The organism is Falsiroseomonas sp. (assembly GCF_051860665.1).
Lineage (GTDB): Bacteria > Pseudomonadota > Alphaproteobacteria > Acetobacterales > Acetobacteraceae > Falsiroseomonas.
Genome location: NZ_JBHYDM010000012.1, coordinates 90,035 through 116,525 on the forward strand (window position 1 = coordinate 90,035; position 26,491 = coordinate 116,525).

At 71.0% G+C, this 26,491-nt stretch carries 25 protein-coding genes; 11 read left to right on the forward strand and 14 right to left on the reverse strand.

Features of this window, described 5'->3' with window-relative positions:
- Nucleotides 1-16 precede the first annotated feature (16 nt).
- From speB to ACTIF1_RS14275, 6 genes are all read left to right on the forward strand, one after another.
- Complete coding sequence (speB, locus tag ACTIF1_RS14250; protein WP_439597100.1) at nucleotides 17-901, forward strand: agmatinase; 885 nt, start codon at nucleotides 17-19, stop codon at nucleotides 899-901.
- A 564-nt stretch (nucleotides 902-1,465) separates the two neighbouring features.
- The gene (locus tag ACTIF1_RS14255) at nucleotides 1,466-2,686 is read left to right on the forward strand and encodes a type III PLP-dependent enzyme (RefSeq protein ID WP_439597101.1); all 1,221 of its coding nucleotides are present in this window, start codon (nucleotides 1,466-1,468) and stop codon (nucleotides 2,684-2,686) included.
- 60 nt (nucleotides 2,687-2,746) lie between these two features.
- The gene (locus ACTIF1_RS14260; protein WP_439597102.1) at nucleotides 2,747-4,165 is read left to right on the forward strand and encodes a homospermidine synthase; all 1,419 of its coding nucleotides are present in this window, start codon (nucleotides 2,747-2,749) and stop codon (nucleotides 4,163-4,165) included.
- A 56-nt stretch (nucleotides 4,166-4,221) separates the two neighbouring features.
- Nucleotides 4,222-5,835, forward strand: a complete 1,614-nt coding sequence (locus tag ACTIF1_RS14265; protein ID WP_439597103.1) for an ABC transporter substrate-binding protein — start codon at nucleotides 4,222-4,224, stop codon at nucleotides 5,833-5,835.
- Nucleotides 5,832-6,716 carry an alpha/beta hydrolase gene (locus ACTIF1_RS14270; RefSeq protein WP_439597104.1) on the forward strand — a complete coding sequence of 295 codons (885 nt, stop codon included), beginning with the start codon at nucleotides 5,832-5,834 and terminating at the stop codon, nucleotides 6,714-6,716. Before ACTIF1_RS14265 ends, ACTIF1_RS14270 begins: the two co-directional genes overlap by 4 nt.
- A 74-nt stretch (nucleotides 6,717-6,790) precedes the next feature.
- Nucleotides 6,791-7,531: a FadR/GntR family transcriptional regulator gene (locus tag ACTIF1_RS14275; RefSeq protein WP_439597105.1), complete on the forward strand. Its 741-nt coding sequence runs from the start codon at nucleotides 6,791-6,793 to the stop codon at nucleotides 7,529-7,531.
- Between the two features lie 4 nt (nucleotides 7,532-7,535).
- Here the strand turns inward: ACTIF1_RS14275 and ACTIF1_RS14280 are convergent, their stop codons facing one another.
- Nucleotides 7,536-8,489, reverse strand: a complete 954-nt coding sequence (locus tag ACTIF1_RS14280) for a tripartite tricarboxylate transporter substrate binding protein (protein WP_439597106.1) — start codon at nucleotides 8,487-8,489, stop codon at nucleotides 7,536-7,538.
- Nucleotides 8,490-8,626: 137 nt separating this feature from the next.
- On the opposite strand from ACTIF1_RS14280, the gene ACTIF1_RS14285 reads away from it, so the two are divergent.
- The 3 genes from ACTIF1_RS14285 (at nucleotide 8,627) to ACTIF1_RS14295 (ending at nucleotide 11,910) form a co-directional block, all read left to right on the forward strand.
- The gene (locus ACTIF1_RS14285; protein WP_439597107.1) at nucleotides 8,627-9,484 is read left to right on the forward strand and encodes a peptidase; all 858 of its coding nucleotides are present in this window, start codon (nucleotides 8,627-8,629) and stop codon (nucleotides 9,482-9,484) included.
- A 13-nt stretch (nucleotides 9,485-9,497) separates the two neighbouring features.
- Complete coding sequence (locus ACTIF1_RS14290) at nucleotides 9,498-10,847, forward strand: MmgE/PrpD family protein (protein ID WP_439597108.1); 1,350 nt, start codon at nucleotides 9,498-9,500, stop codon at nucleotides 10,845-10,847.
- A gap of 97 nt (nucleotides 10,848-10,944) precedes the next feature.
- Nucleotides 10,945-11,910, forward strand: coding sequence for a Bug family tripartite tricarboxylate transporter substrate binding protein (locus ACTIF1_RS14295; RefSeq protein ID WP_439597109.1), 966 nt, complete (start codon nucleotides 10,945-10,947; stop codon nucleotides 11,908-11,910).
- Between the two features lie 3 nt (nucleotides 11,911-11,913).
- Here the strand turns inward: ACTIF1_RS14295 and ACTIF1_RS14300 are convergent, their stop codons facing one another.
- Genes ACTIF1_RS14300 through ACTIF1_RS14310 form a run of 3 tightly spaced genes read right to left on the reverse strand, consistent with a single transcriptional unit; the run spans nucleotide 11,914 to nucleotide 14,200 of the window.
- Complete coding sequence (locus tag ACTIF1_RS14300) at nucleotides 11,914-12,729, reverse strand: phosphate/phosphite/phosphonate ABC transporter substrate-binding protein (RefSeq protein ID WP_439597110.1); 816 nt, start codon at nucleotides 12,727-12,729, stop codon at nucleotides 11,914-11,916.
- Entirely contained in the window at nucleotides 12,726-12,899 is a 174-nt protein-coding gene (locus tag ACTIF1_RS14305; protein WP_439597111.1) for a DUF1289 domain-containing protein, read from the reverse strand. The genes ACTIF1_RS14300 and ACTIF1_RS14305 overlap by 4 nt, the downstream gene beginning before the upstream one ends.
- Entirely contained in the window at nucleotides 12,896-14,200 is a 1,305-nt protein-coding gene (locus tag ACTIF1_RS14310; protein ID WP_439597112.1) for an FAD-dependent oxidoreductase, read from the reverse strand. Before ACTIF1_RS14310 ends, ACTIF1_RS14305 begins: the two co-directional genes overlap by 4 nt.
- Before the next feature lie 103 nt (nucleotides 14,201-14,303).
- Here ACTIF1_RS14310 and ACTIF1_RS14315 point away from each other — a divergent pair, with 103 nt between their 5' ends.
- Both ACTIF1_RS14315 and ACTIF1_RS14320 read left to right on the forward strand, forming a co-directional pair.
- On the forward strand, nucleotides 14,304-15,263 hold the full coding sequence (locus tag ACTIF1_RS14315) for a Bug family tripartite tricarboxylate transporter substrate binding protein (RefSeq protein ID WP_439597113.1): 960 nt from the start codon (nucleotides 14,304-14,306) through the stop codon (nucleotides 15,261-15,263).
- A 60-nt stretch (nucleotides 15,264-15,323) separates the two neighbouring features.
- Entirely contained in the window at nucleotides 15,324-16,346 is a 1,023-nt protein-coding gene (locus tag ACTIF1_RS14320) for a zinc-binding alcohol dehydrogenase family protein (protein ID WP_439597114.1), read from the forward strand.
- On the opposite strand, the gene ACTIF1_RS14325 is transcribed toward ACTIF1_RS14320, so the two are convergent.
- From ACTIF1_RS14325 to ACTIF1_RS14370, 10 genes are all read right to left on the reverse strand, one after another.
- Entirely contained in the window at nucleotides 16,347-17,321 is a 975-nt protein-coding gene (locus tag ACTIF1_RS14325; protein WP_439597115.1) for an ABC transporter ATP-binding protein, read from the reverse strand. It lies immediately after the preceding gene.
- Nucleotides 17,314-18,192, reverse strand: a complete 879-nt coding sequence (locus ACTIF1_RS14330; RefSeq protein ID WP_439597116.1) for an ABC transporter permease — start codon at nucleotides 18,190-18,192, stop codon at nucleotides 17,314-17,316. The genes ACTIF1_RS14325 and ACTIF1_RS14330 overlap by 8 nt, the downstream gene beginning before the upstream one ends.
- Entirely contained in the window at nucleotides 18,189-19,130 is a 942-nt protein-coding gene (locus ACTIF1_RS14335; protein WP_439597117.1) for an ABC transporter permease, read from the reverse strand. The genes ACTIF1_RS14330 and ACTIF1_RS14335 overlap by 4 nt, the downstream gene beginning before the upstream one ends.
- 106 nt (nucleotides 19,131-19,236) lie before the next feature.
- Nucleotides 19,237-20,796 (reverse strand): ABC transporter substrate-binding protein, encoded by a 1,560-nt coding sequence (locus ACTIF1_RS14340; protein ID WP_439597118.1) that lies wholly within the window; start codon nucleotides 20,794-20,796, stop codon nucleotides 19,237-19,239.
- Between the two features lie 32 nt (nucleotides 20,797-20,828).
- The gene (locus tag ACTIF1_RS14345; protein ID WP_439597119.1) at nucleotides 20,829-21,947 is read right to left on the reverse strand and encodes an NAD(P)/FAD-dependent oxidoreductase; all 1,119 of its coding nucleotides are present in this window, start codon (nucleotides 21,945-21,947) and stop codon (nucleotides 20,829-20,831) included.
- Nucleotides 21,944-23,305 carry an FAD-dependent oxidoreductase gene (locus ACTIF1_RS14350; protein WP_439597120.1) on the reverse strand — a complete coding sequence of 454 codons (1,362 nt, stop codon included), beginning with the start codon at nucleotides 23,303-23,305 and terminating at the stop codon, nucleotides 21,944-21,946. Before ACTIF1_RS14350 ends, ACTIF1_RS14345 begins: the two co-directional genes overlap by 4 nt.
- Nucleotides 23,302-23,577, reverse strand: coding sequence for a (2Fe-2S)-binding protein (locus ACTIF1_RS14355; protein WP_439597121.1), 276 nt, complete (start codon nucleotides 23,575-23,577; stop codon nucleotides 23,302-23,304). Before ACTIF1_RS14355 ends, ACTIF1_RS14350 begins: the two co-directional genes overlap by 4 nt.
- The gene (locus ACTIF1_RS14360) at nucleotides 23,574-24,266 is read right to left on the reverse strand and encodes an SDR family NAD(P)-dependent oxidoreductase (protein WP_439597122.1); all 693 of its coding nucleotides are present in this window, start codon (nucleotides 24,264-24,266) and stop codon (nucleotides 23,574-23,576) included. The genes ACTIF1_RS14355 and ACTIF1_RS14360 overlap by 4 nt, the downstream gene beginning before the upstream one ends.
- Nucleotides 24,259-25,242 carry an ABC transporter ATP-binding protein gene (locus ACTIF1_RS14365; RefSeq protein ID WP_439597123.1) on the reverse strand — a complete coding sequence of 328 codons (984 nt, stop codon included), beginning with the start codon at nucleotides 25,240-25,242 and terminating at the stop codon, nucleotides 24,259-24,261. The genes ACTIF1_RS14360 and ACTIF1_RS14365 overlap by 8 nt, the downstream gene beginning before the upstream one ends.
- Nucleotides 25,243-25,275: 33 nt before the next feature.
- Nucleotides 25,276-26,391 (reverse strand): NAD(P)/FAD-dependent oxidoreductase, encoded by a 1,116-nt coding sequence (locus ACTIF1_RS14370; protein WP_439597124.1) that lies wholly within the window; start codon nucleotides 26,389-26,391, stop codon nucleotides 25,276-25,278.
- Nucleotides 26,392-26,491 lie beyond the last annotated feature (100 nt).

Here is a 26,491-nt window from a genome sequence, read left to right on the forward strand (position 1 = left end):
CCCCGGAGGAATCGCCATGGCCGGAACGCCCACCTATGCCACCCCGCCCGGCTTCCTGGGCGTCACGCGACAGGATGCGACAGGCGGGATCGGCATCGCCGGCATCCCGATGGATATCGGCACCACCAACCGCGCCGGCACGCGGGACGGGCCGCGGGCGATCCGGCAGGCCTCCCGCATGCTGGTGGATGGGGCGCATCCCGGCAGCTGGGTGGACCCCGCCAGGCTGCCGCTGGCCGATCTCGGCGATTTCGAACTGGCGCTGGGCGATATCCAGGGCAGCCTGGTGCTGATCGAGCAGCAGGCGGCGGGCCTCGACCATCTGGTGGCGCTGGGCGGCGAGCATGGCGTGACCCTGCCGCTGCTGCGGGCGCTGCGGAAGCGGCTGGGCGCGCCGCTCGGGCTGCTGGTCTTCGATGCGCATGTCGACACCTGGGCGGATAACTTCGGCCAGGCCTATGCGCATGGTTCCGTCTTCTACCACGCGATCAATGAGGGTCTGGTGGACCCGCGCCGGATGATCCAGCTCGGCATCCGGTCCCCGGTACAGCGCGAGGTCTGGGACTGGACGCTGGCGCAGGGCGTCACCGTGGTGACCGCGCAGGCCTTCCACGAGGGCGGGCCGCAGGCGGTCGCCGAGCAGGCGCGCCAGGTGCTGGGCACGGCGCCCGCCTACCTCTCCTTCGACATCGATGCGCTGGACCCCGCCTTCGCCCCCGGCACCGGCACGCCGGAGATCGGCGGCCTGGCCAGCTGGCAGGCCCAGGCGGTGCTGCGGCGCCTCGGTGGCGTGGATTTCCGGGGCATGGACGTGGTGGAGGTGGCGCCCGCCTATGACCATGGCGAGATCACCGCGCTGGCCGCGGCGAGCGTGGTCTGGGAGTATCTGTGCCGCGCGTGACTGAAAGCCTTCCGGCCAATTATGACAGTCACCGGCTTTCCCACCTGACATTTTTCAGAACGGCCAGAAAAAAACCTTGCATCCCGAGGACGCCGCCGCTATTTATCCGGCCGTGATGAGGCGCCGTTGCCTCGCCACGAAGACCCGACGCCATCGCACGTGCCGCGAGCCCCCGTCTTTCCGGGGCACAGCAACGACGGGACGCGTCCTTTGTTCAGCCGGCCCGGAAGGGCCGGAAGGTTCGAGGGAACCGCCTGTGTCGCCTGATCGCCGCCGCGCGAAGCCGGGATCTCCCCGCGTCTTTCCGCGTGACCGCGCCCGAAGCGCCGCATTCCGCACGTCCAGGCCCGAGGGTCTGAAGCGCCGGATCGCGCCGCTTCCGCCGCCCGCGTCCCGTTCCCCACCGCTGAGGTGGCGGGCGTGCCGTGCGCGGTGAACCAAGGGCGCGCGCCGATCATGCCCGGGTTCCCTCCTTCCCGCCGCCGCGCCCCCTTCACGGGATGAGCGCGGCGGCGGGCCAAATGCCCGTGCAGTCGCGCACACTCCGGCCTCAGGGAGCCTGCCATGACCGTCCTTCGCTTCCGCGGCGCCACCGCACCGCTCCGCCGCCCCGCCACCCCTGCCCTGCCGCGCGATGTGGCCGGCGTGGTCGCGGCGCTGCGGCCGGAGGACCCCCTGCACTGCCTGCGGCCGGCGACCATCAGCGCGGCCGGCGCCACCTTCGCGGCGGCTTTCCCGGGCACCACCATGTATGCGGTGAAGTGCAACCCGGACCCCACGGTGCTGCGCGCCCTCTGGGCCGGTGGCCTGCGGCACTTCGACTGCGCCTCCGCCGGCGAAGTGCGCCTGGTGCGCAGCCTGTTCCCGGACGCGGTCATCCACTTCATGCATCCGGTGAAGGCCCGCGGCGCCATCCGTGAGGCTTTCGGCCAGCATGGCGTCCGCGACTTCGTCCTGGATTCCGCGGCGGAACTGACAAAGATCCTGGAGGAGACGGGGGGTGAGGGGCTGAACCTCATCATCCGCCTCGGCCTGCCGAAGGGCAGCGCGGTCTATGACCTTTCCGGGAAATTCGGCGCGGAGCCGGCGGAGGCGGTGGCGCTGCTGCGCGCGGCACGCCCACATGCCGGCAAGCTCGGAGTGTCCTTCCATGTCGGCTCGCAATGCCTGGAGCCCGCCGCCTATGCCCGCGCCATCGCGCTGGCGGCTTCCGTGATCCGGGAAGCCGGCGTGGCGGTGGAGGTTCTGGATGTCGGCGGCGGCTTCCCGGTGGCCTATCCGGATGTCGTGCCGCCGCCGCTCTCCGCCTTCATGGACAGCATCGCCACGGCCTTCGCCGAGGCGGCGCTGCCGGGGGTGGAGCTCTGGGCGGAGCCGGGCCGGGCACTGGTGGCGGGCGGGGCTTCCATCGTCGTGCAGGTGCAGGCGCGGCGGGACGGGATGCTGTTCATCAATGACGGCGTCTATGGCGCGCTGTCCGATGCCGGCGTGCCGGGTTTTCGGTTCCCCGTGAAGCTGATCCGCCCCGGTTCGACCAGTGAGGCCGAGACGGTGCCCTTCAGCTTCTTCGGCCCTACCTGCGACACCGCGGACCGCATGGAAGGCCCCTTCCTGCTGCCGGCGGATGTGGCAGAAGGCGACTGGATCGAGATCGGCCAGCTCGGGGCCTATGGTGCCTGCCTGCGCACCGGCTTCAACGGCATGGACCGCGCCGGCGTGGTAGAGGTGGCGGACCTGCCGCTGCTCGAAACGCCGGGCTATGTGCAGGCCGTGCAAGCGGCCTGATGACCGGGGGGCGGCATCGCCGCCTCCCATTTGAAAAAACCTGAACGGAGTGCCTGGACGATGAAGCATGCAGAATTTTCGGGCCGCCTGGTCATGCTGGGCTTCGGCTCGATCGGCCAGGGCGTGCTGCCCCTGATCCTGCGGCACATCGACATCCCGGCCGAGCGCATCACCATCGTCACGGCCGAGACCCGTGGTGAGGAGGTGGCGGCCGAATACGGCATCCGCTTCATCCTGCAGGCCGCGACGCAGGAGAATTTTTCCGAACTGCTGTCGCCGCTGCTGGCGCCGGGCGACTTCCTGCTGAATCTCTCCGTCGACGTCTCCTCGGTCGAGCTGATGAAGCTGTGCCAGAAGCTGGACGTGCTCTATCTCGACACCGTCGTGGAACCCTGGGCCGGCGGCTACACCGACCCGTCGCTGACGCCCTCGCAGCGGTCGAACTACGCGATGCGGGAGGCGGCGATCGCGCTGCGCCCGCAATTCCTGGGCGGGCCGACCAGCATCACGGCGCATGGCGCGAACCCCGGCCTGGTCAGCCATTTCGTCAAGCAGGCGCTGCTCGACATCGCGCGCGACACGGGCGCGCCCATCGCCACGCCGCCACCGGCCAGCGATCGCACCGCCTGGGCGAAGATCGCCCACGATCTGGGCGTGAAGGTGATCCATATCGCGGAGCGTGACACGCAGGTGGCCGACCGCCCGAAGAAGCCGGGCGAATTCGTCAATACCTGGTCCGTCGACGGTTTCGTGGGCGAGGGTTGCCAGCCGGCGGAACTCGGCTGGGGCAGCCATGAGAAGGCGCTGCCGCCGGATGGCCATCGCCACGGCTTTGGCTGCGATGCCGCGATCTACCTGATGCGCCCCGGCGCCTCCACCCGCGTGCGCACATGGACGCCGCTGGAGGGGCCGATGCATGGCTTCCTCATCACCCACAACGAGAGCATCTCGCTGGCCGACTACTATACGCTGCGCGACGACTCCGGCGCCGTGCTCTACCGCCCCACCGCGCACTACGCCTACCACCCCTGCGACGATGCGGTGCTCTCGGTCCATGAACTCGCCGGCAAGAACTGGGAAATGCAGCCGGAGAAGCGGCTGATGACGGATGAGATCACGAAGGGCATGGATGAGCTCGGCGTGCTGCTGATGGGCCATGCCAAGGGCGCCTATTGGTACGGCTCCCGCCTGACCATCGAGGAAGCCCGCCGCGTCGCGCCGCACAACAACGCCACCTCGCTGCAGGTGACTGCGGCGGTGCTGGCCGGCGTGATCTGGGCCATCGAGAATCCGCGCCGGGGCGTGGTCGAATCGGATGAGATCGACCATGCCCGGGTGCTGGAAATCTGCGCGCCCTATCTCGGCGATGTGGTGGGCGAATATTCCGACTGGACCCCGCTCGCCGGCCGAGGCGTGCTGTTTCCGGAGGAAGTGGATAGCCAGGATCCGTGGCAGTTCCGGAACTTTCGCGTCACCTGAATTGGCGCGGCCCCTTCATCGGCGGCATGATGCCCGCCGATGGAGGATCTTGCGGCATGAAGCGGTTTCTTTTGGCGGGCGCGGCCTGCCTTGCCCTCGGCGGGGCGGCCCCGGACGAGGCCCAAGCGCAAACCTTGCGCATCGCCATGGCGGCGGAGCCCACTTCCGCCGATCCGCAGCAATATGCGGCGGCGCCCAACTCGACGCTCCACAACCACATCTTCGAATCCCTGGTGGAGGTGGATGCGCGGCTGAAGGCCGGCCCCGGCCTCGCCATCGGCTGGTCCCGCCGCGACGACCTCACCTGGGTCTTCGACCTCCGCCAGGGCGTGAAATTCCACAACGGCCAGGATTTCACCGCGGCCGATGTGGTGTTCTCGATGTGCCGCATCCTGAACAACGAAAGCGAGCTGGCCGTCTCCTACTCCTCCACCGTGCGCCGCTTCACGCGGGTGGAGGCGGAGGGGCCGCATCGCGTGGTGATCGGCACGCGGGAGCCGGAGCCGCTGCTGCCGGCGGACCTCGCCAGCCTGCGCATCATCCCGGCCAGCCTGGTGCCGGCGCGGCCCATCGCCTTCAGCGTGGCGGATAATTGCGCCGGCGCCGGGCAGCCCTGGCCGACGCTCGCGCAGTTCAACGACGGCTCCGCCGCCATCGGCACCGGCCCCTTCCGGATGCGCACATTCGGCCGCAGTGGCGTGACCGAACTCACCCGCTTCGACGGCTATTGGGGCGAGAAGCCGCATTGGCGCGAGGTGCGGCTGCAACCCGTCACCGCCGCCGGCCCGCGGCTGGCCGGCCTGCTCGCCGGCGATCATGACGTGGTGGAGGCGCCGGCCACCGGCGACCTGCCGCGCCTGCGCGCCAATGCCGCCATGCGCCTGGCCATCGCGCCCACAACGCGGCTGATCTTCCTGCAGTTCGACCAGCGCGAGCCGGCGCCCTTCGTGAATGGCGGCACGCCGCCCAATCCGCTGCGGGATGCGCGGGTGCGCCAGGCGCTGTCGCTCGCCATCGACCGGAATGCCATCGCCAGCCGGGTGATGGACGGCCTCGCCGTGCCCGCCGCGCAATTCCTGCCGGAGGGCATGTTCGGCACTATCCCCGGCCTGCCCGTGCTGCCCTACGACCCCACCCGCGCCCGCGCCCTGCTGGCGGAGGCCGGCTACGCCAACGGCTTCGCCCTGACGCTGCACGCCACCAACAACCGCTACGTCAACGATGCGCGCGTCATCCAGGCGATCGGCCAGTACCTGACCCGGATCGGCGTGCGGGCGGAGGTGGATGCCATGCCATCGAACGTCTTCTTCGGCCGCCGCGCGCGACGCGAATTCTCCGTCCCCATGGGCGGCTGGGCCGCGAGCGCGGAGGAGACGCTGCTGTTCTTCCGCACCTGGATGACCACCACGGACCGGGACCGCGGCCTCGGCGGCAGCAACTACGGCAACTGGTCCAACGCCGCCTTCGACGCCGCCGCCGTCACCGCCGTGACCACCATGGAGGATGCCGAGCGCGGCCGGCTGCTGCGGGAGGCCAGCCGCATCGCGCTGGAGGAAGTGCCGATCCTGCCGATCCACTTCGAAAGCGCCGTCTGGGCCTTTCGCCGCGGCCTGACCTATGCCGGGCGGATGGACCAGCAGACCCTGGCCCAGGAGGTCCACCCCGAATGACTCTTTCGCCACTTGCCCGGGCGTTTGCCGCCACCGGCCGCAGCGCCATTCCCTGGGCCGATGCGGAATGCGACCTGGCCCGGCCGCTGACCCTGCATGGCTATCGCCCCGCCAATCATCGCCCGGAAAACCCGGTGGTGATCGTGCAGCACGGCATGATGCGGAACGGCGACGACTACCGGGATTTCTGGATCCCCGCGGCCGACAGGCACGGCCTGCTGATCGTCGCCCCCACCTACGGCAAGCAGGCCTGGCCGGAGGCCGAGCACTACAATAACGGCCTGGTGCTGGACGATCTCGGCCAGCCGCGACCGCGCGAAAGCTGGGGCTACGCCATTCCGCAGCGCGTCTTCGCGGCCCTGCGCGCGGCCGGCGTCACGACGCGGGACAAGGCGCATTTGTTCGGCCATTCCGCCGGCGGCCAGTTCGGCCACCGCCTGATGTCGACGCAGCCGCATGACTGGCTGGAGGAAGCGACCATCGGCAATCCCGGCTGGTACACCCTGCCGACTCTGGAAAAGCCCTTTCCCGAAGGGATGGGCGGCATCGGGCTGGGGGACGCGGAGGTGGAGGCGCTGCTCGCCTTCCCCATGACCATCCTGGCCGGCGACCAGGATATCGAGACCGACGGCGCCTCCCTCCCCTCGCAGCCCGCGGCGCTGGCCCAGGGGCCGCATCGTTTTGCGCGCGCGCACACCTACCTGGCGGCCGGCCAGGCGGAGGCGGCGCGGCGCGGCGTGGCCTGCAACTGGAAGCTGGTGCCGGTGGCCGGCGTCGGCCATGACGGGCGGGCGATGTCCGCCGTCTGCGCCGCACTGTGGTTCGAGGGGCGGCTGATCTCGGCGGCGGAAGCCGGGGTCTCGTCGGAGAAGGTGGCCTGATCCGGTCACGTTGACGTCCGGCGGCGCAGCTTGTCATATCATACGATGACCTTGCCCCGCCGGACCCTTCACCCATGATGCGCCGCGACATCGGCATGGCGCCGCTGCGCCCTGCCGCCAATCTTACCGGCGCGCTGGTGCATCGCCTGGCGGAGGAGATCCGCTCCGGCCGCCTCGCCCCCGGTGCCCGCCTGCCCACCGAGCAGGATCTGATGCGGGAGGCCGGCGTCAGCCGCACGGTGGTGCGGGAGGCGGTGGCGGCGCTGCGGGCGGAGGGGCTGGTGGTGACCCGTCAGGGCGTCGGCGCCTTCGTCACCGAACGCCCCGGCGAGGGCATCTTCCGGCTGACGCCGAGCGAGGCCGAGGGGCTGCAACAGGTCATCCAGGTGCTGGAGCTGCGCCTGGCGCTGGAGGTGGAGGCCGCCGGCCTCGCCGCCGAGCGCCGCAGCCCGGCCGCGCTGGCCCTGATCGATGAGGCCGAGGCCACCTTCGACGCCGCGGTGGCCGCCGGCGGCGATGCGGCGGAGGCGGATTTCGCCCTGCACCGCGCCATCTTCCTCGCCACGGGAAACCCCCATTTCCTGCGCTTCCTGGAAGTGCTCGGCCGCCACGCCATTCCGCGTCGCGCGCTCGGCCTGGTGGAGCGCAGCGAGGCGGAGCGGAAGCAGTACCTGGCGCAGGTGCGCGGCGAGCACCGCGCGGTGGCCGAGGCGATCGCCGCCAGCGACCCGGAAGCCGCCCGCGCCGCCATGCGCCGGCACCTGGAGGCGGCGCGGGAGCGGTATCGGAAGCTGGCGGCGCAGGCGGCGGGGTAGCGCCTCACCGCCCCCAGGGCCGCTCCCGCCACAGCGCGCGATGCGTCGCATCCGCCTGCTGCAGGAAGGCGACATATTCGGCCGAGTTCAGATAGCGCAGCGGCTGGAAGGCGCGCTCGCTGCTGGCGCGGAAGGCCGGGTTGGCCAGCACCTTGTCGAGGGCCACGGAAATCCGCGCCACCACCTCGGCCGGGATGCCCTTCGGCCCACCCAGGCCGCGCAGCGACCCGCCGCGGATGTCGTAGCCGGCTTCCTTGAAGGTGGGCACATCGGGTGCCATCGGGTGGCGCGCATCCGACATCACGCCGAGCGTCCGCCAGGGCTGGCGCTGCGCGAAGGTCAGGCTCTCGCCGAGATTGGCGGTGGCCGCCGTGATCTCCCGCGTCATCAGCGCCTGCGCGCCGGGCGCCGTGCCGGCATAGGCCACCGGCTCGAACCGCACCCCGGCCGCCTGTTCCAGCAGCATGACACTGATGCTGCCGGCGGAGCCCGGCCCCTGGTCGCCGACCGTGATCCGCCCGGGCTCGCGCCGCGCCGCCTCCACCAGCTCCGCGATGCTGCGGATCGGGCTCTCGGGATGCACGGCGATGGTCGCCGGGTCGTCCACCACGCCGGCGATGAAGGTGAAACTGTCCAGCGACCAGCGCGGGCGGCGCTCGATCGGGATGGTGACGATGCCGGGCGTATTGATGATGCCGAGCGTATAGCCATCCGGCCGCGCATCGGCGATGGCGTTCAGCCCGATCTCGCCGCCCGCCCCGCCCCGGTTCTGCACCACCACGGGCTGGCCCATCTCCGTCTCCAGGTACTGGGCCATGACGCGGGCGGAGATATCCGTGCCGCCGCCGGCGGCGAAGGGCACGATGACGGTCAGCGGCCGGTCGGGCCAGGCGGCGCGCGCCAGGCGCGGCATGGCCAGCAGGCTGGCGCCCAGGGCAAGGCGACGGGTGAGGATCATGCGGCGGTCCTGTCTCATCGGGTCCAGCCGTGCGGGTCTTCCTCGCGCCGCCTCCCGCTCTGTGGCAGGTGTGCTGGGCGCCGTGGCCGCATACCACTTGCATTTCATTCTGCCCATCGCCGAAGGGACCCGCATCCATGACCCAGGAAAAACTCGTCGTCGCCCTTGCCGGCACGACCTATGACGTGGAGCGCCCCTGGGGCGTCCGCGGCACGCGTTTCGCGGGCGCCGTAGTCAGCGACGTGGCGGTGGACAGCCAGGGCAACGCCCATGTGCTGCTGCGCTACGAGCCCTATGCGCGGCAGGACGCGACGCCGGGCATCGTCGTCATCGCCCCCGATGGCGCGCTGCTGCGCGAGATGCCGCTGCCGGAGGTGAGCGACGGCCATGGCATCGCCATCGGTCCGCGCGACGAGATCCTGGTGACCGACCGCGACCGGCACGAGATCCGCGTCCTGGACGCCGCGGGCCGCACCCTGCTCTGCCTCGGCCGCCGCAACGGGCCGGGCGAGCCCTTCAGCCACCCGGCCGGCGCCGCCATCCACCCATCCGGCGACATCTTCGTGGCCGATGGCTACGGCCATTCCCTGGTGCATCGCTTCAGTGCCGAGGGAAGGCCGCTGCTGCGCTGGGGCGAGCCGGGCGAAGGGCCCGGCCAGTTCACCACGCCGCACGACCTCGCCTTCGGCCGCCAGGGCGAGGTCATCGTCTGCGACCGGGAGAACAACCGCATCCAGGCCTTCGACACCGAGGGCCGATTCCTCTGGCAGGCCGGCGACCTCTACCACCCCATGGGCATCGCCGTGGATGCCGAGGGCCGCATCCTGGTGACGGACCAGATTCCGCGCCTGTCCCTCTTCTCGCCCGAGGGGCGCCTGATCGGCCGCTGCCGCCCGGTGCTGAATGGCGGGCATGGGCTGGCGCTGGGCGCGGGGGGATGCATCCTGCTGGCGGAAATCGCCGAGAACTGGGTGACGCGGCTGCAGCCGCGCTGAATTGGGACCGCTCATGGACAATCCGCTGATCCGCCTGGCCGCGCATGCCGCAAGCTGGCGCGACCGCCCCCTGACGGCGGAGGTCGAACACCATGCCCGCCGCGCCCTGGTCGACTGGTTCGCCGCCCTGCTGCCCGGCTGCGCCCAGCCGCCGGCGACTCTGCTGGCCGGCGTGCTGGCGGACCAGCGCGGCACCGGCCGCGCGATCTGCTACGTGGACGGCCAGCCGGGCGCGCTGCGCCACGCGGCGCTGCTGAACGCGACGGCCAGCCACACCGTCGAATTCGACGACATCTTTCGGGATGCCGGCTACCACCCGGCCTGCCCGACCATTCCCGCCGCACTGGCCGCGGCGCAGGCCAGGGGCGGCGACATGGACCTGCTGCTGCGCGCCATCACCGCGGGCTACGAGGTGGGCTGCCGCATCGGCGTCGCGGTGCAGCCGAGCCATTACCGCTACTGGCACACCACCGGCACTGTCGGCACCTTTGGCGCGGCCGCCGCGGTGGGCGTGGTGCTGGGCCTGGATGAGACGCGCATGGCGCATGCGCTGGCCACCGCCGCCACCATGGCCGGCGGCCTGCAACAGGCTTTTCGCGGCGAGGGCATGAGCAAGCCGCTGCATCCGGGCCATGCGGCGGAGGCCGGCGCGCTGGCGGCTCTCGCGGCCTCCGCCGGCGTCACCGGCGCGCTGGACGTGCTGCACGGGCCGGTCGGATTCGCCGCGGCCACCAGCGAGGACAGCGGCAAATGGGACAAGGCGCTGGCGGGGCTGGACGAGACCTTCGCCATCACCGCCATGACCTTCAAGAACCATGGCTGCTGCGGCCATATCTTTGCCGGGCTCGATGGTCTCGCCACCCTGCAGGCGGCCCATGGCTTCACGGCCGAGGATGTGGCGGCCATCCATCTCGGCGGCTACTCGGCGACCAAGGATGTCTGCGACCGGCCGGTGGTGGAGACAGAGCAGCAGGCGCGCTTCTCCGCGCAATACTGCCTGGCCGCGCTGCTGGTGCTCGGCGGCGTGCGGATCGCGGCCTTCACGCAGGAGAACCTGACCAATCCACGCATCCGCGCCGTGATGCCGAAGGTCACCGTCAGCCTCGACCCGGCACTCGCCGCGGATTACCCCGCCCGCCGCGCCGCCAACCTGGAGGTGAGGCTGACGGATGGCCGCCTGCTGCGACACCACCAGCCGACCCGCAAGGGAGACCCCGACGCGCCGCTGAGCGAGGCGGAGCTGGATGCGAAGTTCCAGGAGCTAGCCCAGCCCATGGTGGGCCCCGACGCGGCTTCGGCGCTGCTGGCGCAGCTGCGGCAGGGCCGGGCGCTGCCGGGGACGGTGCCGCTCCTAGTGAATTAAACACGAAATACAATCGTGAATTGTGAGATGTTGCAATCCGCAATTCCACCACGTATTTACCGCCAGCCGGCGTGGGTTGCCGGCTGGGGATCCCGTCATGCCGCAGATCGCGCGCCGTCCGCTTCTCGCACTCGCCGCCGGCCTGCTCGCCGCGCCCCGCCTCGCCCGCGCCAGCGCCTGGCCGGACCGGCCGATCCGGCTGATCGTCCCGGTCGCGCCCGGCGGCAGCCAGGACATCGTCGCCCGCCATTCCGCCCGCGCCCTGACCGAAATCCTTGGCCAGCCGGTGCAGGTGGAGAACCTGGCCGGTGGCGGGTCCAATATCGGCTATGCGGCGGCGGCACGCGCGGCGGCGGATGGCAACACCTTGCTGGCCGGCGCCGATACCCTGTCCATCACCGGCGCGCTGACGCCGCGGCTGGGCTTCGATCCACTGGATTTCGCGGCCATCCACCGCACGGTGCGCGTGCCGCAGATCCTGGTGGTGCGGGCGGATGACCCGGCGCCGGATTTCGCCACCTGGTTCGCCGCCAGCCGGCGCCGGCCGCCCGCCATCGGCACGCCGGGCCACGGCCAGCTGGCGCATCTGCTGGTGGAGCAGCTGTCACGGGCCTCCGGCGGCGCCTGGACCCATGTGCCCTATCGCGGCGGCGCGCTGGCGGTGAACGACCTGATGGCCGGCCAGTTGCAGGGCGTGATGATCAATATCGGCGCGGTGACGGACCATGTGCGCGGCGGCCGCCTGAAGGCCCTGATGGTCAGCCCCGAGGCCCGCGCCGCCGCCCTGCCCGATGTGCCCACGCTGCGCGAACTGGGCTTTCCCGAGTTGACCGCCGTGGGCTGGCACGGGCTGCTCGCCCCCGCGGGCACGGATCCCGCGATCATCGCCCGGCTGAATGCCGCAAGCCGGGAGGCGGTGAAGCGGCCGGACCTGGCCGCCCGCCTGGCCGCCCTCGGCGTCGAGCCGACGGATGAGGCGCCGGAGGTGCTGCAGGCCGCGATCCGGGAGGATGCGGCGCGCTACGCCGAGATCATCCGCCGCTTCAACATCAGCGCCGCCTGAGCCTCACCCCGGGATGGGATAGCCCGCGGCCACCGCCGCCCGGTCCCATTCCAGCGTCCTGGCAAAATCCGCCTGCGTCACCGGCGCGAAGCCGGCGAGGCGCAACGCCGCCGCGTGTTCCGCGAACCAGGGGCGCGTGGCCGCGGTGGCGAAAGCCTGCCGCAGCCGCGCCACGGCCTCGGCCGGCAGGGCGGGGGCGGCGACGAAGGCCGGCATGGGCGCCAGCGCCGTGCTCTCCAGCACCCGGATGCCGGCGGTCATCTCCGGCCGGTAGCGCGCGATCAGCGCGTGCCAATAGGCATCGAGCGGTCCCACCTCAATCCGCCCCGCCAGCACCGCATCCAGCACGGCGCGCGCCGTAACCAGCTCGCCGACACTTTCGCGATACAGCGGCGCGCCATCCGCCCGGCGATGCGGCAGCAGGTGGTGGCGCAGCGCGTTGAAGCCGGAATGGGAATGCGCCACGGTCCAGCCGATGCGGTGCCCGAAGGTATCGGCCAGGCAGGTGAAGGGGCTGTCGGCCCGCACGATCAGGTCGGAGCGATAGGCGGCGCGGCCCTGCGCCCAGTCCAGCGCCGGGATGGGGGCCGCGATCGGCACCACATCGGCGATCCGCAGCGCGATCGGATAGCCGCACATCTGCACCAGGCCGAGGTCCGGGCGGCGCCACAGCACCTCCAGCGGCTGCGGCGCGGGATAGGGCTCGTAGTCCAGCGGCACCTCGGCTTCCGCCGCCACATGGGCGATCAGCGCCTGCCAGGCGGCCTCGGCCTCCGGCGCCACGGCATACATGCGGGCATTGGCGATGAAGCGCGTCATGCCTTGTCCAGCAGCTTGAGGCGCACCGGCAGCTGCTGCATCAGGGCGCGGCGGGCGGCAGGGGAAAGCTGCGTCCAGACGGCGATCTCGAGCGTCGTGCGGCCGCAGCCGCGGCACAGGCCGGTGGCCGTGTCGATCTCGCAGACCTTGTTGCAGGGGCTCTCGATCATCCGCGCGCCGCCGCGCGGCCGGCGCGCAGGCCGAGCGCGAAGGACTGCGCCAGCCCATTGCCCGGCACATAGCCGGCCGCACCCCGGCCCGAAATGCCGCAGGCCACGCCGCCGGCGGCAAAAAGGTTTGGAATCGCGCTGCCATCGGCGCGCAGCACCCGCGCATCCGCATCCACCCGCACGCCGCCCTGGGTATGCGCCAGGGCACCGGTGACCTCGGCCGCGTAGAAGGGGGCGACCAGCGGGTCCCAGCGGCGCCGGCCGAAGCCATCCGGCCCCGCCAGGCTTGCGGCCAGCGCCACCTCCGGCAGGCCGAAGCGCGCGGCAAGTTCGGCAAGATCGGCGCAGCGCGCGACAGCGCCGAGTTCCACCGCGCGCCGGAAGGGGCCGCCCGCCAGCGCCGCCTGCTGCGCCGCCTCCCCCCAGATCTCCACCGCCCTTCCCTCGGACTGTGCCAGCAGATGCGCCGTGAGTTCGGAGGGGCCGATATCCTCCGCCACGAAACGCTGCCCCAGCCGGTTCACCAGCACGGCCCCCAGCGCGGGCAGCGCGGCGCCGAAGCGCGGCCGCACGCCCGCGATCACATGCGGCGAGACATGCGGCTGGCCCTGATAGGCATCCATGCAGAGCAGCTCCGCCCCCAGCGCCGCCGCCCAGCCGATGCCGGCGCCATCGGCATGGCTGCCGCCGACATGCACCGCGCGCGCCGCTTCGGGGCAATGGCGCGCCACCAGCTCCGGCGCCCCGCCGAAGCCGCCGGTGGCCAGCACGATGGCGCCGGCGCCGATCTCGCCCGCGCTGGTCGAAACGCCCGCCGCCCGCAGCCCCGTCACCACCACGCCGTCACGAACAAGAATGCGGGGCTGGCGTGCGACGGCCTGACGCAGCAGCGCCTGCAATTCCGCGCCGCTCTCGGCCGGCGTCGCATGCAGCCGCGTCGCCGAATGGCCGGGCCAGCGCGACGCCGTGTGCAGATGGATCGGCAGCCCCGCCACATCGGCCAGGAAATCCACCGCCTCCGCCGCGCCCTGAGTCACCGCGGCCAGCAGCACCGCATCCACCGCCGAGCCGCTTTTCGCCCGTACATCGGCGGCGAATTGTTGCGGCGAATCCTGCTCCCCCGCTTCCGCCTGCCAGCGCGTGCCCGCCGCCGAGATCAACCCGCCGGAGACGGAGAGTGTGGTCGGCGCCGCCAGATCGCGTTCCAGCAGCGCCACGCGCGCGCCCTGATTCGCCGCCGCCAGCGCCGCCACCATGCCGGCCGCCCCGGCGCCGGCCACCACCACATCGAAGCTTTGCATGCCATCGGTATGGCGCGCAGGGCGCCGCCTGCCAATCCGCGGCTTGACAGGAGGGTCCACTCGGCTTGTCGTTGTATCCCAGTGGTCACAAAAGGTGCTCTCGATGCTCGCACGCCGCAGCCTGCTCGCCGCCGGTCTCGCCCTGCCGGCGCTCTCCGCGCGGGCGCAGACCTATCCGGACCGCCCGGTGCGCTGCGTGAACCCCTTCGCCGCCGGCTCCGCCGTGGATGTGGTGATCCGCCTGGTGGCGCAGGATCTGTCGGAGCGGATCGGCACCCAGTTCATCGTCGAGAACCGCACCGGCGCCTCCGGCAATATCGGCACGGAGGTCGTCGCCCGGTCCCGCGCCGATGGCTATACGCTGCTGGTCGGCTCGCCCGGCACCATGGGCATCAACCCCTTCCTGTTCCGCACCCTGCCCTACAAGGTCGAGGACTTCGTGGCGGTCAGCCACCTCGTCTCCTTCCCCCAGGTGATGGTGGTGAACCCCGCCAGCCCGATCCGCAGCCTGGCGGACCTGGTGCAGGCGGCGAAGGCGCGGCCCGGCGCGCTGAACTACGCGACCTCCGGCGCCGGATCGACCAGCCACCTGGCCTTCGAGCTGGTGCGCGCGGCGACCGGCATCGAGATGACGCATATCCCCTTCCGCGGCGGCTCGCCCGCCATCCAGGCGGTGATGCAGGGCGAGGTGCAGGTGGCGATCGAGGGCCTGCCCTCCCTGCCCGGCTTCCTCTCCGCCGGCCAGCTGCGCGCCATCGCCGTGACCTCCGGCGAACGGGCGGCGAAGCTGCCCGACGTGCCCTCGGTGGCGGAGACGGTGCCGGGCTTCGATGCCGCGGCCTGGGTGATCGTCTTCGCCCCCACCGGCACGCCGGCGCCCATTGTGCAGAAGCTGTCGGCGGAGATGCAGACCTCCCTCGCCCGGCCGCAGGTGCGGGAGCGGCTGCAGGAGCTGGGCGCCACCGTCATCGGCACGGATGCGGCAGCGACCACGGCCTTCCATGCGGCGGAGCTGCGCAAGTGGCAGCGCGCGGTGCAGCTTTCCGGCGCCAGCGTGGACTGAGGGGACTCGTCAGAGGCGGCCATCGGCGCCATCTCCCGCGCCAGCACAGGAGACCTCAAGATGCGCGCCGTGGCCTATACGAAAAGCCTGCCCTCCAGCGACCCGGACTGCCTGGTCGACGTCACCCTGCCCGACCCGGCGCCGCCCACCGGCCGTGACCTGCTGGTGGAGGTGCGCGCCATCTCCGTGAATCCGGTGGATGCGAAGGTGCGGATGCGCGCCGACCCCGGCGGCACGCCCAAGCTGCTGGGCTACGACGCCGCCGGCGTGGTGCGCGCCGTGGGGCCCGACGTCACGCTGTTCCGCCCCGGCGACGCGGTCTTCTACGCCGGCGACATCACCCGCCCCGGCACCAACGCGGAACTGCATCTGGTGGACGAGCGCATCGTCGGCCCAAAACCGGGAAAACTCTCTTTCGCTGAGGCCGCCGCCGTGCCGCTGACGGCCATCACGGCCTGGGAGGCGCTGTTCGACCGCCTGCGCATCCCGCGCGGCACCACGCCGCGGGAGGAGGCGGTGCTGATCATCGGCGGCGCCGGTGGCGTCGGCTCCATCGCCGTGCAGCTCGCACGCCAGCTGACGGGCCTGCGCGTGGTCGCCACCGCCAGCCGGAAGGAGACAATGGACTGGGCGCGGCAGATGGGCGCGCAGGACGTGCTGGACCATTCGGGCGACCTGGTGGCGCAGGCCAAGGCGCTGGGCGTGCCCGTCTCCGCCATCTTCGTCACCACGCATACCGAGGCGCATTGGGCCGCGATCTGCGAGATCATCGCGCCGCAGGGCGCCATCTGCCTGATCGACGACCCGAAGTCGCCGCCCGATATCCGCATGCTGAAGACCAAGGCGGCCTCGCTGCACTGGGAGCTGATGTTCGCCCGCCCGATGCACAAGACGCCGGACATGCAGGCCCAGCACGACCTGCTGGTGGAGGTCAGCCGCATGCTGGAGGCCGGCACGCTGCGCACCACCCTCGGCGAGCACTTTGGGGCGATCACCGCCGCCAACCTGCGCCGCGCCCATGCGGCGATCGAGAGCACGACCTCTCGCGGCAAGATCGTGCTGGAGGGTTTTCTGGAGGCCTGATCAGCCGTGCAGGTGGCAGGCGACACCGCCCTGGTTGTCGCCTGCCGCCGGCGTCCAGGCCGGCATCTGCGTGGAGCATTGCGGCATGGCGTGGATGCAGCGCGGGTGGAAGGGGCAGCCGGGCGGCGGATTCGCGGCGGAGGGGATTTCGCCGATGATGCGCGGCAGCACGCCGCGGCGTGACGGATCCGGAATCGGCGAGGCGTCGCGCAGCATCTGCGCATAGGGGTGCAGCGGCTCGGCCAGAACGCGGCCGGCCGGCCCCTCCTCGACGATGCGGCCGAGATACATCACGGCGACGCGGTCGCAGAACCAGCGCACGACGGAAAGATCATGGCTGACGAAGAGGAAGGACAGGCCGCGGCGCTTGCGCAGGTCCTGCATCAGCAGAAGCACCTGCGCCTGCACGGAGACATCGAGCGCGGAGACGGGCTCATCCGCCACGATCAGCTCCGGCTCCACCGTCAGCGCACGCGCGATGCCGATGCGCTGGCGCTGGCCGCCGCTGAATTCATGCGGGAAGCGATCCAGCGCCGCGGGCGGCAGGCCCACCTCCTCCAGAAGCGCGGCGGCGCGACGGCGCGCCTCCCGGCCCTCGGCCAGGCCATGCACGCGCATCGGCTCCATCAGCGCATCGCCGATGGACTGGCGCGGATCGAGCGAGGAATAGGGGTCCTGGAAGACGATCTGCATGCGCCGCCGCAGCGCCTTGAGCGCTGCACCCTTGGCGGCGAGGACATTCTCCCCCTTCCAGGTGACGGTGCCGGCATCCGGCTCGATCAGCCGCAGCAGCGCGCGCGCCGCCGTGGACTTGCCGCAGCCGGATTCGCCGACCAGGCCGAAAGCCTCGCCGGCCCTGATGGTGAAGGAGATGTCCTCCACCGCGCGCACGCGCACCGTGCGCGGCTTCGGGAAACCCTTCTTCGCCACGAAGTGTTTTCGCAGCCCATCAACAACGAGGACGGGCTCACTCATTGCGCAGCTTCGGGTCGGTCGCGTCGCGCAGGCCGTCGCCCACCATGTTCAGCCCCAATACCAATAGCAGGATGGCGAGGCCCGGAAACACGGCGAGCCAGGGCGCATCCAGGATGTTCTCGAAGCCGTCGCGGGTCATGCCGCCCCAGGTCGCCGTCGGCGGCTTCACGCCGAGGCCGATGAAGGAGAGCGAGGCCTCGACACGCACGGCGGTGGCGAGCCACAGCGTGCCCATCACCATCACCTCCGACAGAATGTTCGGCAGGATGTGGCGGAACAGCACGCGCGAATGGCTGAAGCCCAGCGCCCGGCCGGCCTCGACAAAGGCGCGTTCCTTCAGCGCCATGGTCGGCGCGCGGGCGACGCGGGCGAAGGGCGCGACCGCCGTCAGCGCGATGGCCACCACGAGGTTGATCAGCTCCGGCCCCAGCAGCGCCACGACGATCAATCCAAGGATCAGCGAGGGGAAGGACAGCAGCACGTCCATCACCTGCATCACGAAGAGGTCGAACTTGCCGCCGATATAGCCGGAGACCAGGCCGATGGCGCCGCCGATGATGGCGGCGGCGAAGATCGCACCGAGCGAGACGGTCAGCGAGATCTGCCCGCCCCACATCAGCCGCGAGAGAATGTCCCGGCCGAACTGGTCGGTGCCAAGCCAGAACTCCGCCGAGGGCGGCTGCAGCCGGTTGAAGATGTCCTGCTCCGCCGGGTCATAGGGCGCGAGCCAGGGCGCGAAGATCGCGGCCGCCATGATCAGCAGGCAGATCACCACGCCCACCGCCGTGGTCGGATTGCTGCGCGCCTTGGCCAGGGCGCGCTTCCAGCCCGCGGGCGCCGGCGGCGCGACGAGTTCGGAGGTGGTGCTCATTCCGCCTTCACCCGCGGGTCGATCACGCCATAGAGCAGGTCGGTGATGAGATTCACCACGACGATCAGGAAGCAGTAGATCACCATCAACCCCTGCAGCATCGTGTAGTCCCGCTGATTCAGCGCGCCGACGATGATTTTTCCTAATCCCGGCCGGTTGAAGACGATCTCGGTCAGCACGGAATTACCCAGCAGGATGCCGACATAGAGCCCCACCACGGTGACGATGGGGATGGAGGCGTTGCGCAGCCCATGCACCCAGACCACGCGCCGCCAGGGCACGCCCTTGGCGCGGGCGGTGCGGATATAGTCCTCACCCAGCGAGGCCAGCATGGCGCTGCGCGTCACCCGCGTGATGTAGGCCGCCATCACCAGGCCGAGCGCCACGGTCGGCAGCACCAGCTTGTGCAGCCGGTCGCCATAATCGCCGAGATCCGCACTGCCGATCACCGGAAACCAGCGCCAATGCAGCGCGAAGGCCAGCAGCAGAAAGATGCCGGAGACGAAGACCGGGAAGGACAGGCCGAGCAGCGACAGCACCCGCGCCGCCACATCCACCACGCCATTGCGATGCAGCGCCGCCCAGATGCCGACCGGCACGCCGATGACGATGCCGAAGACCATGGAGGCGAGCGTCAGGTCGATGGTATGCGGCAGCACCGCCGCGACCTCCGCCATGATGGACCGCCCGGTGACCATGGAGACGCCGAAATCGCCCATCAGCGCGCTGGTGATGAAGCTGAAATACTGCGCCCAGAGCGAGCGATCGAGCCCGAGCCGCGTGCGCAGCGCGGCCACCGCCTCCGGCGTCGCCTGGTCGCCCAGGATCACCAGCGCGGGATCGCCGGGCACGATGCGGACGATGATGAAGACCAGCGTCAGCACCGCGATCAGCGTCGGGATCGCGGCGAGCAGGCGGCGGAGGACGAAGCCGGTCATGGCACTGCCCCCACCCCAACCCTCCCCCGCAAGCGGGAGAGGGAGCAGTGCCGCTCTTCCCCCTCCCCCGCTTCGCGGGGGAGGGTCGGGGTGGGGGTTTCGTGCCTCACCGCAGCCGCGAGGCTTCGGTGATCAGCGGCCCCAGGCTCATCGAGCCTTTCAGCTCATAGCCATAGTCCAGGTTGTCCCGCCGCGCGAAGACCAGCAGCGTCTCGATCAGCGGCACGCCACAGACATTCTGCACCAGGATGCGCTGCGCCTCCGCCCAGAGGCGCTTCTGCTCCTCCACATCCGTGCTGACGCGCGCCGCGTCGATCTGGCTGTCCGCCTGGTCGCAATGCGAGAAATTCGTCACCGCCGTCGGCGTGCGCACGCGCGACCGGCCGTGGAAGAACTGCGTCAGGTAGATATCGGCCACCGGGAAGCGCGCGGCGGAGTAGTAGACCATCGGCGACAGGTCCTGGCGGATCTGCTGGTGGAAGGTCGCATGTTCCACCACCTGCAGGTCCAGCGTGATGCCGGCGCGGCGCAGCTGCTGCTGCACCACCTGCATCATGTTCAGCATCTCCGGCAGCTGCGTGTGGATGGCGCGGATGGTGATGCCGTTGGGGTGCCCGGCCTCGGCCAGCAGCGCGCGCGCCCGCGCCGGATCGGCCGGCAGCAGCCCGTTATCCGCGCTGAAGCCGAGATAGCCGCGCGGCACCAGCGACTGCCCCTCACGCGACACGTCCTGCCCGCGGAAGCGCACCAGCTCCGCCCGGTTCACTGCATGCGCCATCGCCTGGCGGATGCGGATATCGTTGAAGGGCGGCTGCTGCGTGTTGAGGTTGATGATGGCGAGCTCACCCGGCTCGAAAACATCCACCACCGTATTCGGCACCTGCCGCGTCCGGTTCACCCAGGTCTGATCGGCGCGTCCGTAGTTCAGATCCAGCTCGCGATTCTGGAAGGCGAGATCGCGCGAGGCGTCGGAGGGGATGAAGCGGTAGCTGATGCGGCCGATCTGCGGCGCGCCTCGGAAGTACTGCGCATGCGCCACCAGCTCCGCCGACTGGTTCGGCGTCACGCGGTCCAGCGCGAAGGGGCCGGTGCCGACCGGGTTGCGCACGAAGGTCTCGCCGCGCTGCTCCACCGCGCGCTTCGAGACGATGTAGCCGCCGGAATAGTTGGTGAGGATGCCGAGCACGCTCGGGATATTCTCGCGCAGCACGATGCGCACGGTGTGGCTGTCCACCGCCTCGATGCTCTCGATCGCGCGGTAGTCGGCGGCGAAGGCGCTGGTGGCGGCGGTGCCGGCCTTGCGCAGCGAGAAGACGACATCTTCCGCCGTCAGCTCGCCGAAGCCGCCATGGAACTGCACGCCGCGGCGCAGGTGGAAGGTCCAGGTCTTGCCGTCCGCGCTGCTCTCCCAGCGCTCGGCGAGATCCGGCTCGATCTCGGCCGGGTTGATCGAGCCGGGCTTGAAGCGCACCAGCCCGTTGAACATCCAGGCGACGACGACGCGATCGATGGTGGAGACCGCGAAATGCGGATCCAGTCGCCCGACATCCTGCGCCGCCATGCCGACGCGCAGCGTCTGGCCTTGCGCCAATGCGGCGCCATTGAGCCCGATGGCCGACGCCACGGCCAAGGCGCTGCCAAGCAGCGCCGCCCGAAGTCCCCGCATGAAATTATTCCCCGTTTGCCTTGCCGGGGAGCTTAGACCGCTATTTGCGCCGGCGTGAAGCGTCCGATCGCGAAGGCGTCCAGCGGGATATCGGTGGCGCCATCCATGACCAGTTCGGACAGCACCGCGCCGACGGCGGGGCCTGTCTGGAAGCCCTCGCCGCAGAAGCCGAAGGCATGCAGCAGGCCCGGCGTGGTGGCGGAGGGGCCTAGCACCGGGAAATGGTCCGGCAGCTCCCCATCCGTGCCGGTCCAGCTGCGTATGACCATCGCATCGGCCAGGCGCGGGATCACCGCGATGGCGCGCTGCATCGCACCAAAAGCCGCATCGGGGCGGGGCCGCGTATAGGTGATGCCGGCATCGCTCTCGCCCCGTCCGCCGCCGAAGATGACATTGCCGCGCGGGATCTGCCGCAGATAGAGATCGCCGCCGACGACGCCCAGGCTCTCGCGCAGGAAATAGGGCAGCGGCTCCGTCACCAGCATGTTCGGGTGCAGCTTCTCGATCGGCACCGGCTCACCGAAGCGCCGCGCGATCTCGCCGCCCCAGAAGCCGGCGCAGTTCAGCAGCCAGGGCGCGGTGAAGCGCTGGCCATTCGCCACCACCTCGAATTCCTGGCCGTCATGCGCGAGCGAGGTCACCGCATGATGCTCGCGGATATCCGCACCGGCCGCGCGCGCGGCACGCGCCAGCGCCGGCGCCAACAGGCGCGGATTGGCGCTGCCATCCTCCTCCATCAGGCTGCCGGCGATGACGATCTCGCTGAAATGCGGGTAGTGCTCGCGGATCGCGTTGCGGCCGATCATGCGCGGCTTCAGCCCATGCTCCGCCGCCAGCGTATTCCAGCGCAGCAGCTCCGCCTCATCCGCCGCGCTGCGCGCCAGCTTCAGATGGCCGCAGGGATCGAATTCCACATCCGCGCCGGTCAGTTCCGTGATGCGCGACCAGATCTCCCGCGACTTGCGGGCCAGCGGCAGGCCGGCCGGGTCACGCCCCTGCTGGCGCACGCCGCCGTAGTTCACGCCCGTGGCCTGGCCACCGACCAGGCCGCGCTCCAGCAGCACCACGCGCACGCCACGCTTCGCCAGGTGCAGCGCCGCGGAACAGCCCGCGCCGCCGCCACCGACGATCAGCACATCGGCCTGGATCATCCATCCACCTGTTGCAGCGGCACCGGCTTGACCGGCGGCTGGCCACGCAGCCGGCCGACTTCCGGCACCTCTACCTGCAGCTCCCGCGCCAGAACGGCGGCCGCCGGCGTGCCGCAGAGCCGGCCCTGGCAGCGCCCCATCCCGACGCGGGAGAAGGCCTTGGCGCGGTTCAGCTCCGGCGCATCGGCCGCGGCGGCACGGCGCAGCTCGCCCGCCGTGATCACCTCGCAGCGGCAGACGGAGGTGCTGTCCTCCATCCGGGCGGCGAGGCGCGCCGGATAGGGAAAGGCCTGTTCCAGCGCCGCACGGAAGCGGCGCTCGGTCCGCAGCCGGCCATCCAGGTGATGGCTCAGCGCCATGTCGGAGGGCAGATGCGCATCCGCCAGCAAGGCCAGCGCCGCACGCGCCCCGCTCAGCTCCGCCACATCCACCCCGCCGATGCCTGCGCCGTCGCCGGCGAGATAGACGCCCGCCACCGGCGAACGCCCGGCCGCATCCTTGCGCGGCACCCAGTTCTGCTGCGTGCCGTCATAGTCGAAGGGCACGCCAGCGAGATCGGCGAGCTGCGCCTCCGGCTTCAGCCCCCAGCCCATGGCGACGGCATCGCAGGGCGTGACATGTTCCTTCCAGGCCGCGTCGCGCCAGTGCACGGCGGTGACGCCGTTCACACCCTCGATCGCCAGCGGCGTGATATCCTCATAAAGCTTCACGCCGCGCAGCTTGAGCTGGGCATAGAGGCCCATGCCGCGCAGCAGCGTCGGGATGTTCCACAGCATGCCGGCGCCGAAGCGCGCCTTGGTGAGAAGGTCCGTGGTGTCCAGCACGGCGGCGGGCTTGGCGCCGGCCTTGGCATATTGCAGCGCCGTCAGCCACAGCAGCGGCCCGGTGCCGATCAGCACGGGGTTGGCGCCGACGCCCACGCCCTGCGACTTCAGCGCCACCTGCGCACCGCCGAGCGAGGTCACGCCCGGCAGCGTCCAGCCCGGCAGCGGCAGCACGCGGTCCATCGCGCCGGTGCAGAGGATCAGCGAGTCGTAATGCACCTCATCCTGCGCCGCGCCATTCGTCAGCGTATGCAGCACGCGGTCTTCCGGGCGGATGTTCCAGACCAGCGTATCCGGCCGCCAATCCGTGCGCGGCTTCAGCGCATCCAGCGTGGCATGCAGGCGCCTGGCGCGGCCGGCATCGGCGCCGTAGAGGGCGGAGGCACCGCGGCTGAAGCCGGCGGGTGGTCGCTGCGTGATCCGGCCGCCGCCATCCGCCGCCTCGTCGATCCAGACCGGCGTGACGCCGGCGCGGACCAGCTGTTCCACCGCGCGAATGCCGGCGGGGCCGGCGCCTACAACCACAACCTTCATCGCCTGATCACCTCGATACCGGGTTCGACCAATGTCGTGCAGGCACGGCGCACGCCCTTCCCCGCCACCACCAGCCAGCAATCCTGGCAGGCGCCCATCCAGCAGAAGCCGGCGCGGCCACCATCCCCGAATTCGCTGGTGCGGACATGGCCGAGACCGGCTGTCAGCATCGCCGTCAACAGCGTGTCGCCCTGCTTCGCAGCGACCTCCACGCCATCGACGGTGAAGATGAGGGCGGGGCGGTCCTGGTCAACCAGTCGCGTCGCCGTCACAACAGGGCCTCGAAACGACAATTCACCTTGAGCTCCCCCACCGAGGCGGTGTTGGGCAGGCGCAGCACCATCTCGACCAGCGCCGCCACGTCTTCCGGCCGGCTCATCGCCTCGCGCGGGAATTTGGCGGCCATGGTCATCTCGGTGGCGACGAAGCCGGGGCAGATGGCGGTGGCGCGGATGCCGTGTTCCCAGCCCAGGCGCCGCACTTCCTGAGTCAGCGCCACCACGGCGAACTTGCTCATGGCATAGCCGAGGTTCTCGTTTGCCACGCGCTTGCCGGAGAGTGACGAAAGATTCACCACCCGGCCCTCCCCGCTGGCGACCAGGTGCGGCCAGGCGGCGCGGATCACGCGCATCGGCGCCTTGACGTTCACCTGCCACATCGCGTCATGCGGCGTCTCATCGGCATCCAGCAGGCGCGCCACCGGATTGATGCCGGCGGCGTTCACCACCGCGTCGATGCGTCCGAAGCGGGCCATGGTGGCGGCCACCCAGGATTCGGCGCTGCCGGAATCCTCGGCATCCCAGCGATGCAGCATCAGGTCCGGCCCCGCCACCAGCTTGCCGGCGCTGCGGATGCCGGCGCTGATCAGCCAGCCGGAGCCATGCAGACGGCGCAACACCTCACGCCCGATCCCTCGGGACCCACCGGTGATCAGGGCCACGCGGCCCACCGGATCAAGCATGCGCCAATTCTCCCGTCGCGACATGGCAGCGCGCGGCATGGGCGGGTGCCACCTGCGCCAGCACCTGTTCCTGCTCGCAGCCCGCGCGCGCCAGGCCGCAGCGCGGCGCGAAGCGGCAGCCGGCGGGCATGGCATCCAGCGGCGGCACACGGCCGGGAATGGCCGAGAGCGCCTGGCCCGGCTGATCCAGCCGCGGAATCGCGGAGAACAGCGCCCGCGTATAGGGATGCTGCGGCTTCGCGAAAATCGCCTCGACCGGCCCCTGCTCGACGATCTCGCCGGCATACATCACCGCGACCCGGTCCGCGATCTGCGCCACCACGCCGAGGTTGTGGGTGATGAACAGCACCGCCATGCCGAAGCGCGCGCGCAGATCCGCCAACAGCCCCAGCACCTGTGCCTGGATGGTGACGTCCAGCGCCGTGGTCGGCTCATCCGCCAGCAGCACGGCGGGCTCGCAGGCCAGGGCGATCGCGATCATCACGCGCTGCCGCATGCCGCCCGAGAACTGGTGCGGATATTCGTCCAGCCGCTGCGCGGCGGAGGGAATCTTCACCTCCTCGAACAGCTCCTTCGCGCGGGCGCGGGCCGCCTTGCGGTCCATGCCACGATGAATCCGCAGGACCTCGGCCACCTGGTCGCCCACGGTCATCACCGGGTTCAGGCTGGTCATCGGTTCCTGGAAGATCATCGCCATGCGGTCGCCGCGCACGGATTCCAGCGCCTGGTCCGAAAGGCCCGCGAGGTCCCGCCCATCCAGCAGGATCTGCCCCGCCGCCACCCGGCCGAAGGGCGGCTGCACCAGCCCCATGACGGAAAGCGCGGTGACCGACTTGCCGCAACCACTTTCCCCCACCAGCGCGAGGGTCTCATTCGGCATCAGGGTCAGCGACAGGTCGCGCACGGCCGGGTGCCAGCGGCCGCCGATGCGGAATTCCGTGCGCAGGCCGCGCAATTCCAGGGCTGGTTTCGTCATCGCCCGGAAGCCTGCGCCAGCATGCGCCGCGCATCAAGCCGGAACGGTGAAGCGATCCTGGTGGAAGGCGGCCACCGGCAGGTTGGTGGCGCCGCGGGCCATCAGCTCCGCCACCGCGGCGCCGGCGGCGGGCGAGAGCTGGAAGCCGTGGCCGGAGAAGCCGAAGGAGTGGAACAGGCCGGGCAGGCTGCGGCTTTCGCCGATCACCGGCATGTCGTCCGGCGGCCGCGCCTCCGTCCCCGTCCAGCTGCGGACGATGCGGGCCCCGGCGACGCAGGGGAAGATCTCGGCCGCGATGCGGGCGGCATGGGCCAGGCTGCCGAAAAGGACGGTGGAGGTCTCGGCCGCCTTGTCGTTGCGGCCCTGGTGGCCGCCGCCGATCACCACCGTGCCGGCGGCGGTCTGCTTGAAGGAGAGCGCTCGGGCCGTGGCGCCCACGGTGGGGTCGACGAAGGGCGGCAGGCGCTCCGTCACGATCATCATGCTGGCCTTGGTGCCGCAGGGGATGGTCTCCCCGGCCAGCGCCGCGAGGTCGGGCGCCCAGGCGCCGGCGCAATTCGCCACGCGCTCCGCCTCGAATGTCTGGTGGTCGGTGGCGACGCGGATGGTGCCGTCGGCCGTGCGTTCCAGGCCGGTGACGGCGACGCCCTCATGGATCACGACGCCGGCCTGTTCGGCGGCGCGCCGAAACGCCATGACGGTGCGCATGGGGTCCGCCGAGCCGTCGTCCCGCGTGACGATGGCACCCACCACATGCGGGGAGACGGCGGGCAGCAGGCGCCGCACCTCGGCCTGGTCCACCACCTCCTCATGCGTCCAGCCGAGGGCGCGGACCTGCGCGACGCGGGCCTCGTTCTTCGCCATATCGGCGGCGCTCTCGGCCACCTTCACCTGGCCGGTGGCGCGGAAGCCGCAATCGTCGCCGACCAGGGCGGTGATGCCGTGCCACATCTCGGCGGCGATGACCGACAGCGCGATCTCCGGCAAGGCGCGCCCCAGGCGCCGCACGCCGCCCGCATTCACCCCGCTGGAATGCCGCCCGACATGGCGGCGTTCGAGCAGCGTGACCTGCCAGCCGGGGGTGCGGGCCAAGTGCAGGGCGGTGGAAAGGCCATGCAGCCCGCCGCCGATCACGAGGGCCTTTTTCATCGGCGGGGCCAAAAGCCCTCTCCCCCCGCTTGGGGGGAGAGGGTTGGGTGAGGGGGGCATCGCAACACAGAAAGCCGCTCAGCGACCTGCACATCCCCCT

Excerpts from the sequence above, each read along its gene's own strand:
- ACTIF1_RS14305 (WP_439597111.1), bottom strand. The coding sequence starts at position 12,899 with ATGATCGAGAGCCCCTGCAACAAGGTCTGCGAGATCGACACGGCCACC.
- ACTIF1_RS14260 (WP_439597102.1), top strand. The coding sequence starts at position 2,747 with ATGAAGCATGCAGAATTTTCGGGCCGCCTGGTCATGCTGGGCTTCGGC.
- ACTIF1_RS14370 (WP_439597124.1), bottom strand. The coding sequence starts at position 26,391 with ATGAAAAAGGCCCTCGTGATCGGCGGCGGGCTGCATGGCCTTTCCACC.
- ACTIF1_RS14275 (WP_439597105.1), top strand. The coding sequence starts at position 6,791 with ATGATGCGCCGCGACATCGGCATGGCGCCGCTGCGCCCTGCCGCCAAT.
- ACTIF1_RS14265 (WP_439597103.1), top strand. The coding sequence starts at position 4,222 with ATGAAGCGGTTTCTTTTGGCGGGCGCGGCCTGCCTTGCCCTCGGCGGG.
- ACTIF1_RS14295 (WP_439597109.1), top strand. The coding sequence starts at position 10,945 with ATGCCGCAGATCGCGCGCCGTCCGCTTCTCGCACTCGCCGCCGGCCTG.
- ACTIF1_RS14365 (WP_439597123.1), bottom strand. The coding sequence starts at position 25,242 with ATGACGAAACCAGCCCTGGAATTGCGCGGCCTGCGCACGGAATTCCGC.
- ACTIF1_RS14350 (WP_439597120.1), bottom strand. The coding sequence starts at position 23,305 with ATGAAGGTTGTGGTTGTAGGCGCCGGCCCCGCCGGCATTCGCGCGGTG.
- ACTIF1_RS14330 (WP_439597116.1), bottom strand. The coding sequence starts at position 18,192 with ATGAGCACCACCTCCGAACTCGTCGCGCCGCCGGCGCCCGCGGGCTGG.
- ACTIF1_RS14315 (WP_439597113.1), top strand. The coding sequence starts at position 14,304 with ATGCTCGCACGCCGCAGCCTGCTCGCCGCCGGTCTCGCCCTGCCGGCG.
- ACTIF1_RS14335 (WP_439597117.1), bottom strand. The coding sequence starts at position 19,130 with ATGACCGGCTTCGTCCTCCGCCGCCTGCTCGCCGCGATCCCGACGCTG.
- ACTIF1_RS14255 (WP_439597101.1), top strand. The coding sequence starts at position 1,466 with ATGACCGTCCTTCGCTTCCGCGGCGCCACCGCACCGCTCCGCCGCCCC.
- ACTIF1_RS14280 (WP_439597106.1), bottom strand. The coding sequence starts at position 8,489 with ATGATCCTCACCCGTCGCCTTGCCCTGGGCGCCAGCCTGCTGGCCATG.
- speB (WP_439597100.1), top strand. The coding sequence starts at position 17 with ATGGCCGGAACGCCCACCTATGCCACCCCGCCCGGCTTCCTGGGCGTC.
- ACTIF1_RS14345 (WP_439597119.1), bottom strand. The coding sequence starts at position 21,947 with ATGATCCAGGCCGATGTGCTGATCGTCGGTGGCGGCGGCGCGGGCTGT.
- ACTIF1_RS14290 (WP_439597108.1), top strand. The coding sequence starts at position 9,498 with ATGGACAATCCGCTGATCCGCCTGGCCGCGCATGCCGCAAGCTGGCGC.
- ACTIF1_RS14310 (WP_439597112.1), bottom strand. The coding sequence starts at position 14,200 with ATGCAAAGCTTCGATGTGGTGGTGGCCGGCGCCGGGGCGGCCGGCATG.
- ACTIF1_RS14325 (WP_439597115.1), bottom strand. The coding sequence starts at position 17,321 with ATGAGTGAGCCCGTCCTCGTTGTTGATGGGCTGCGAAAACACTTCGTG.
- ACTIF1_RS14270 (WP_439597104.1), top strand. The coding sequence starts at position 5,832 with ATGACTCTTTCGCCACTTGCCCGGGCGTTTGCCGCCACCGGCCGCAGC.
- ACTIF1_RS14340 (WP_439597118.1), bottom strand. The coding sequence starts at position 20,796 with ATGCGGGGACTTCGGGCGGCGCTGCTTGGCAGCGCCTTGGCCGTGGCG.
- ACTIF1_RS14300 (WP_439597110.1), bottom strand. The coding sequence starts at position 12,729 with ATGACGCGCTTCATCGCCAATGCCCGCATGTATGCCGTGGCGCCGGAG.
- ACTIF1_RS14285 (WP_439597107.1), top strand. The coding sequence starts at position 8,627 with ATGACCCAGGAAAAACTCGTCGTCGCCCTTGCCGGCACGACCTATGAC.
- ACTIF1_RS14360 (WP_439597122.1), bottom strand. The coding sequence starts at position 24,266 with ATGCTTGATCCGGTGGGCCGCGTGGCCCTGATCACCGGTGGGTCCCGA.
- ACTIF1_RS14320 (WP_439597114.1), top strand. The coding sequence starts at position 15,324 with ATGCGCGCCGTGGCCTATACGAAAAGCCTGCCCTCCAGCGACCCGGAC.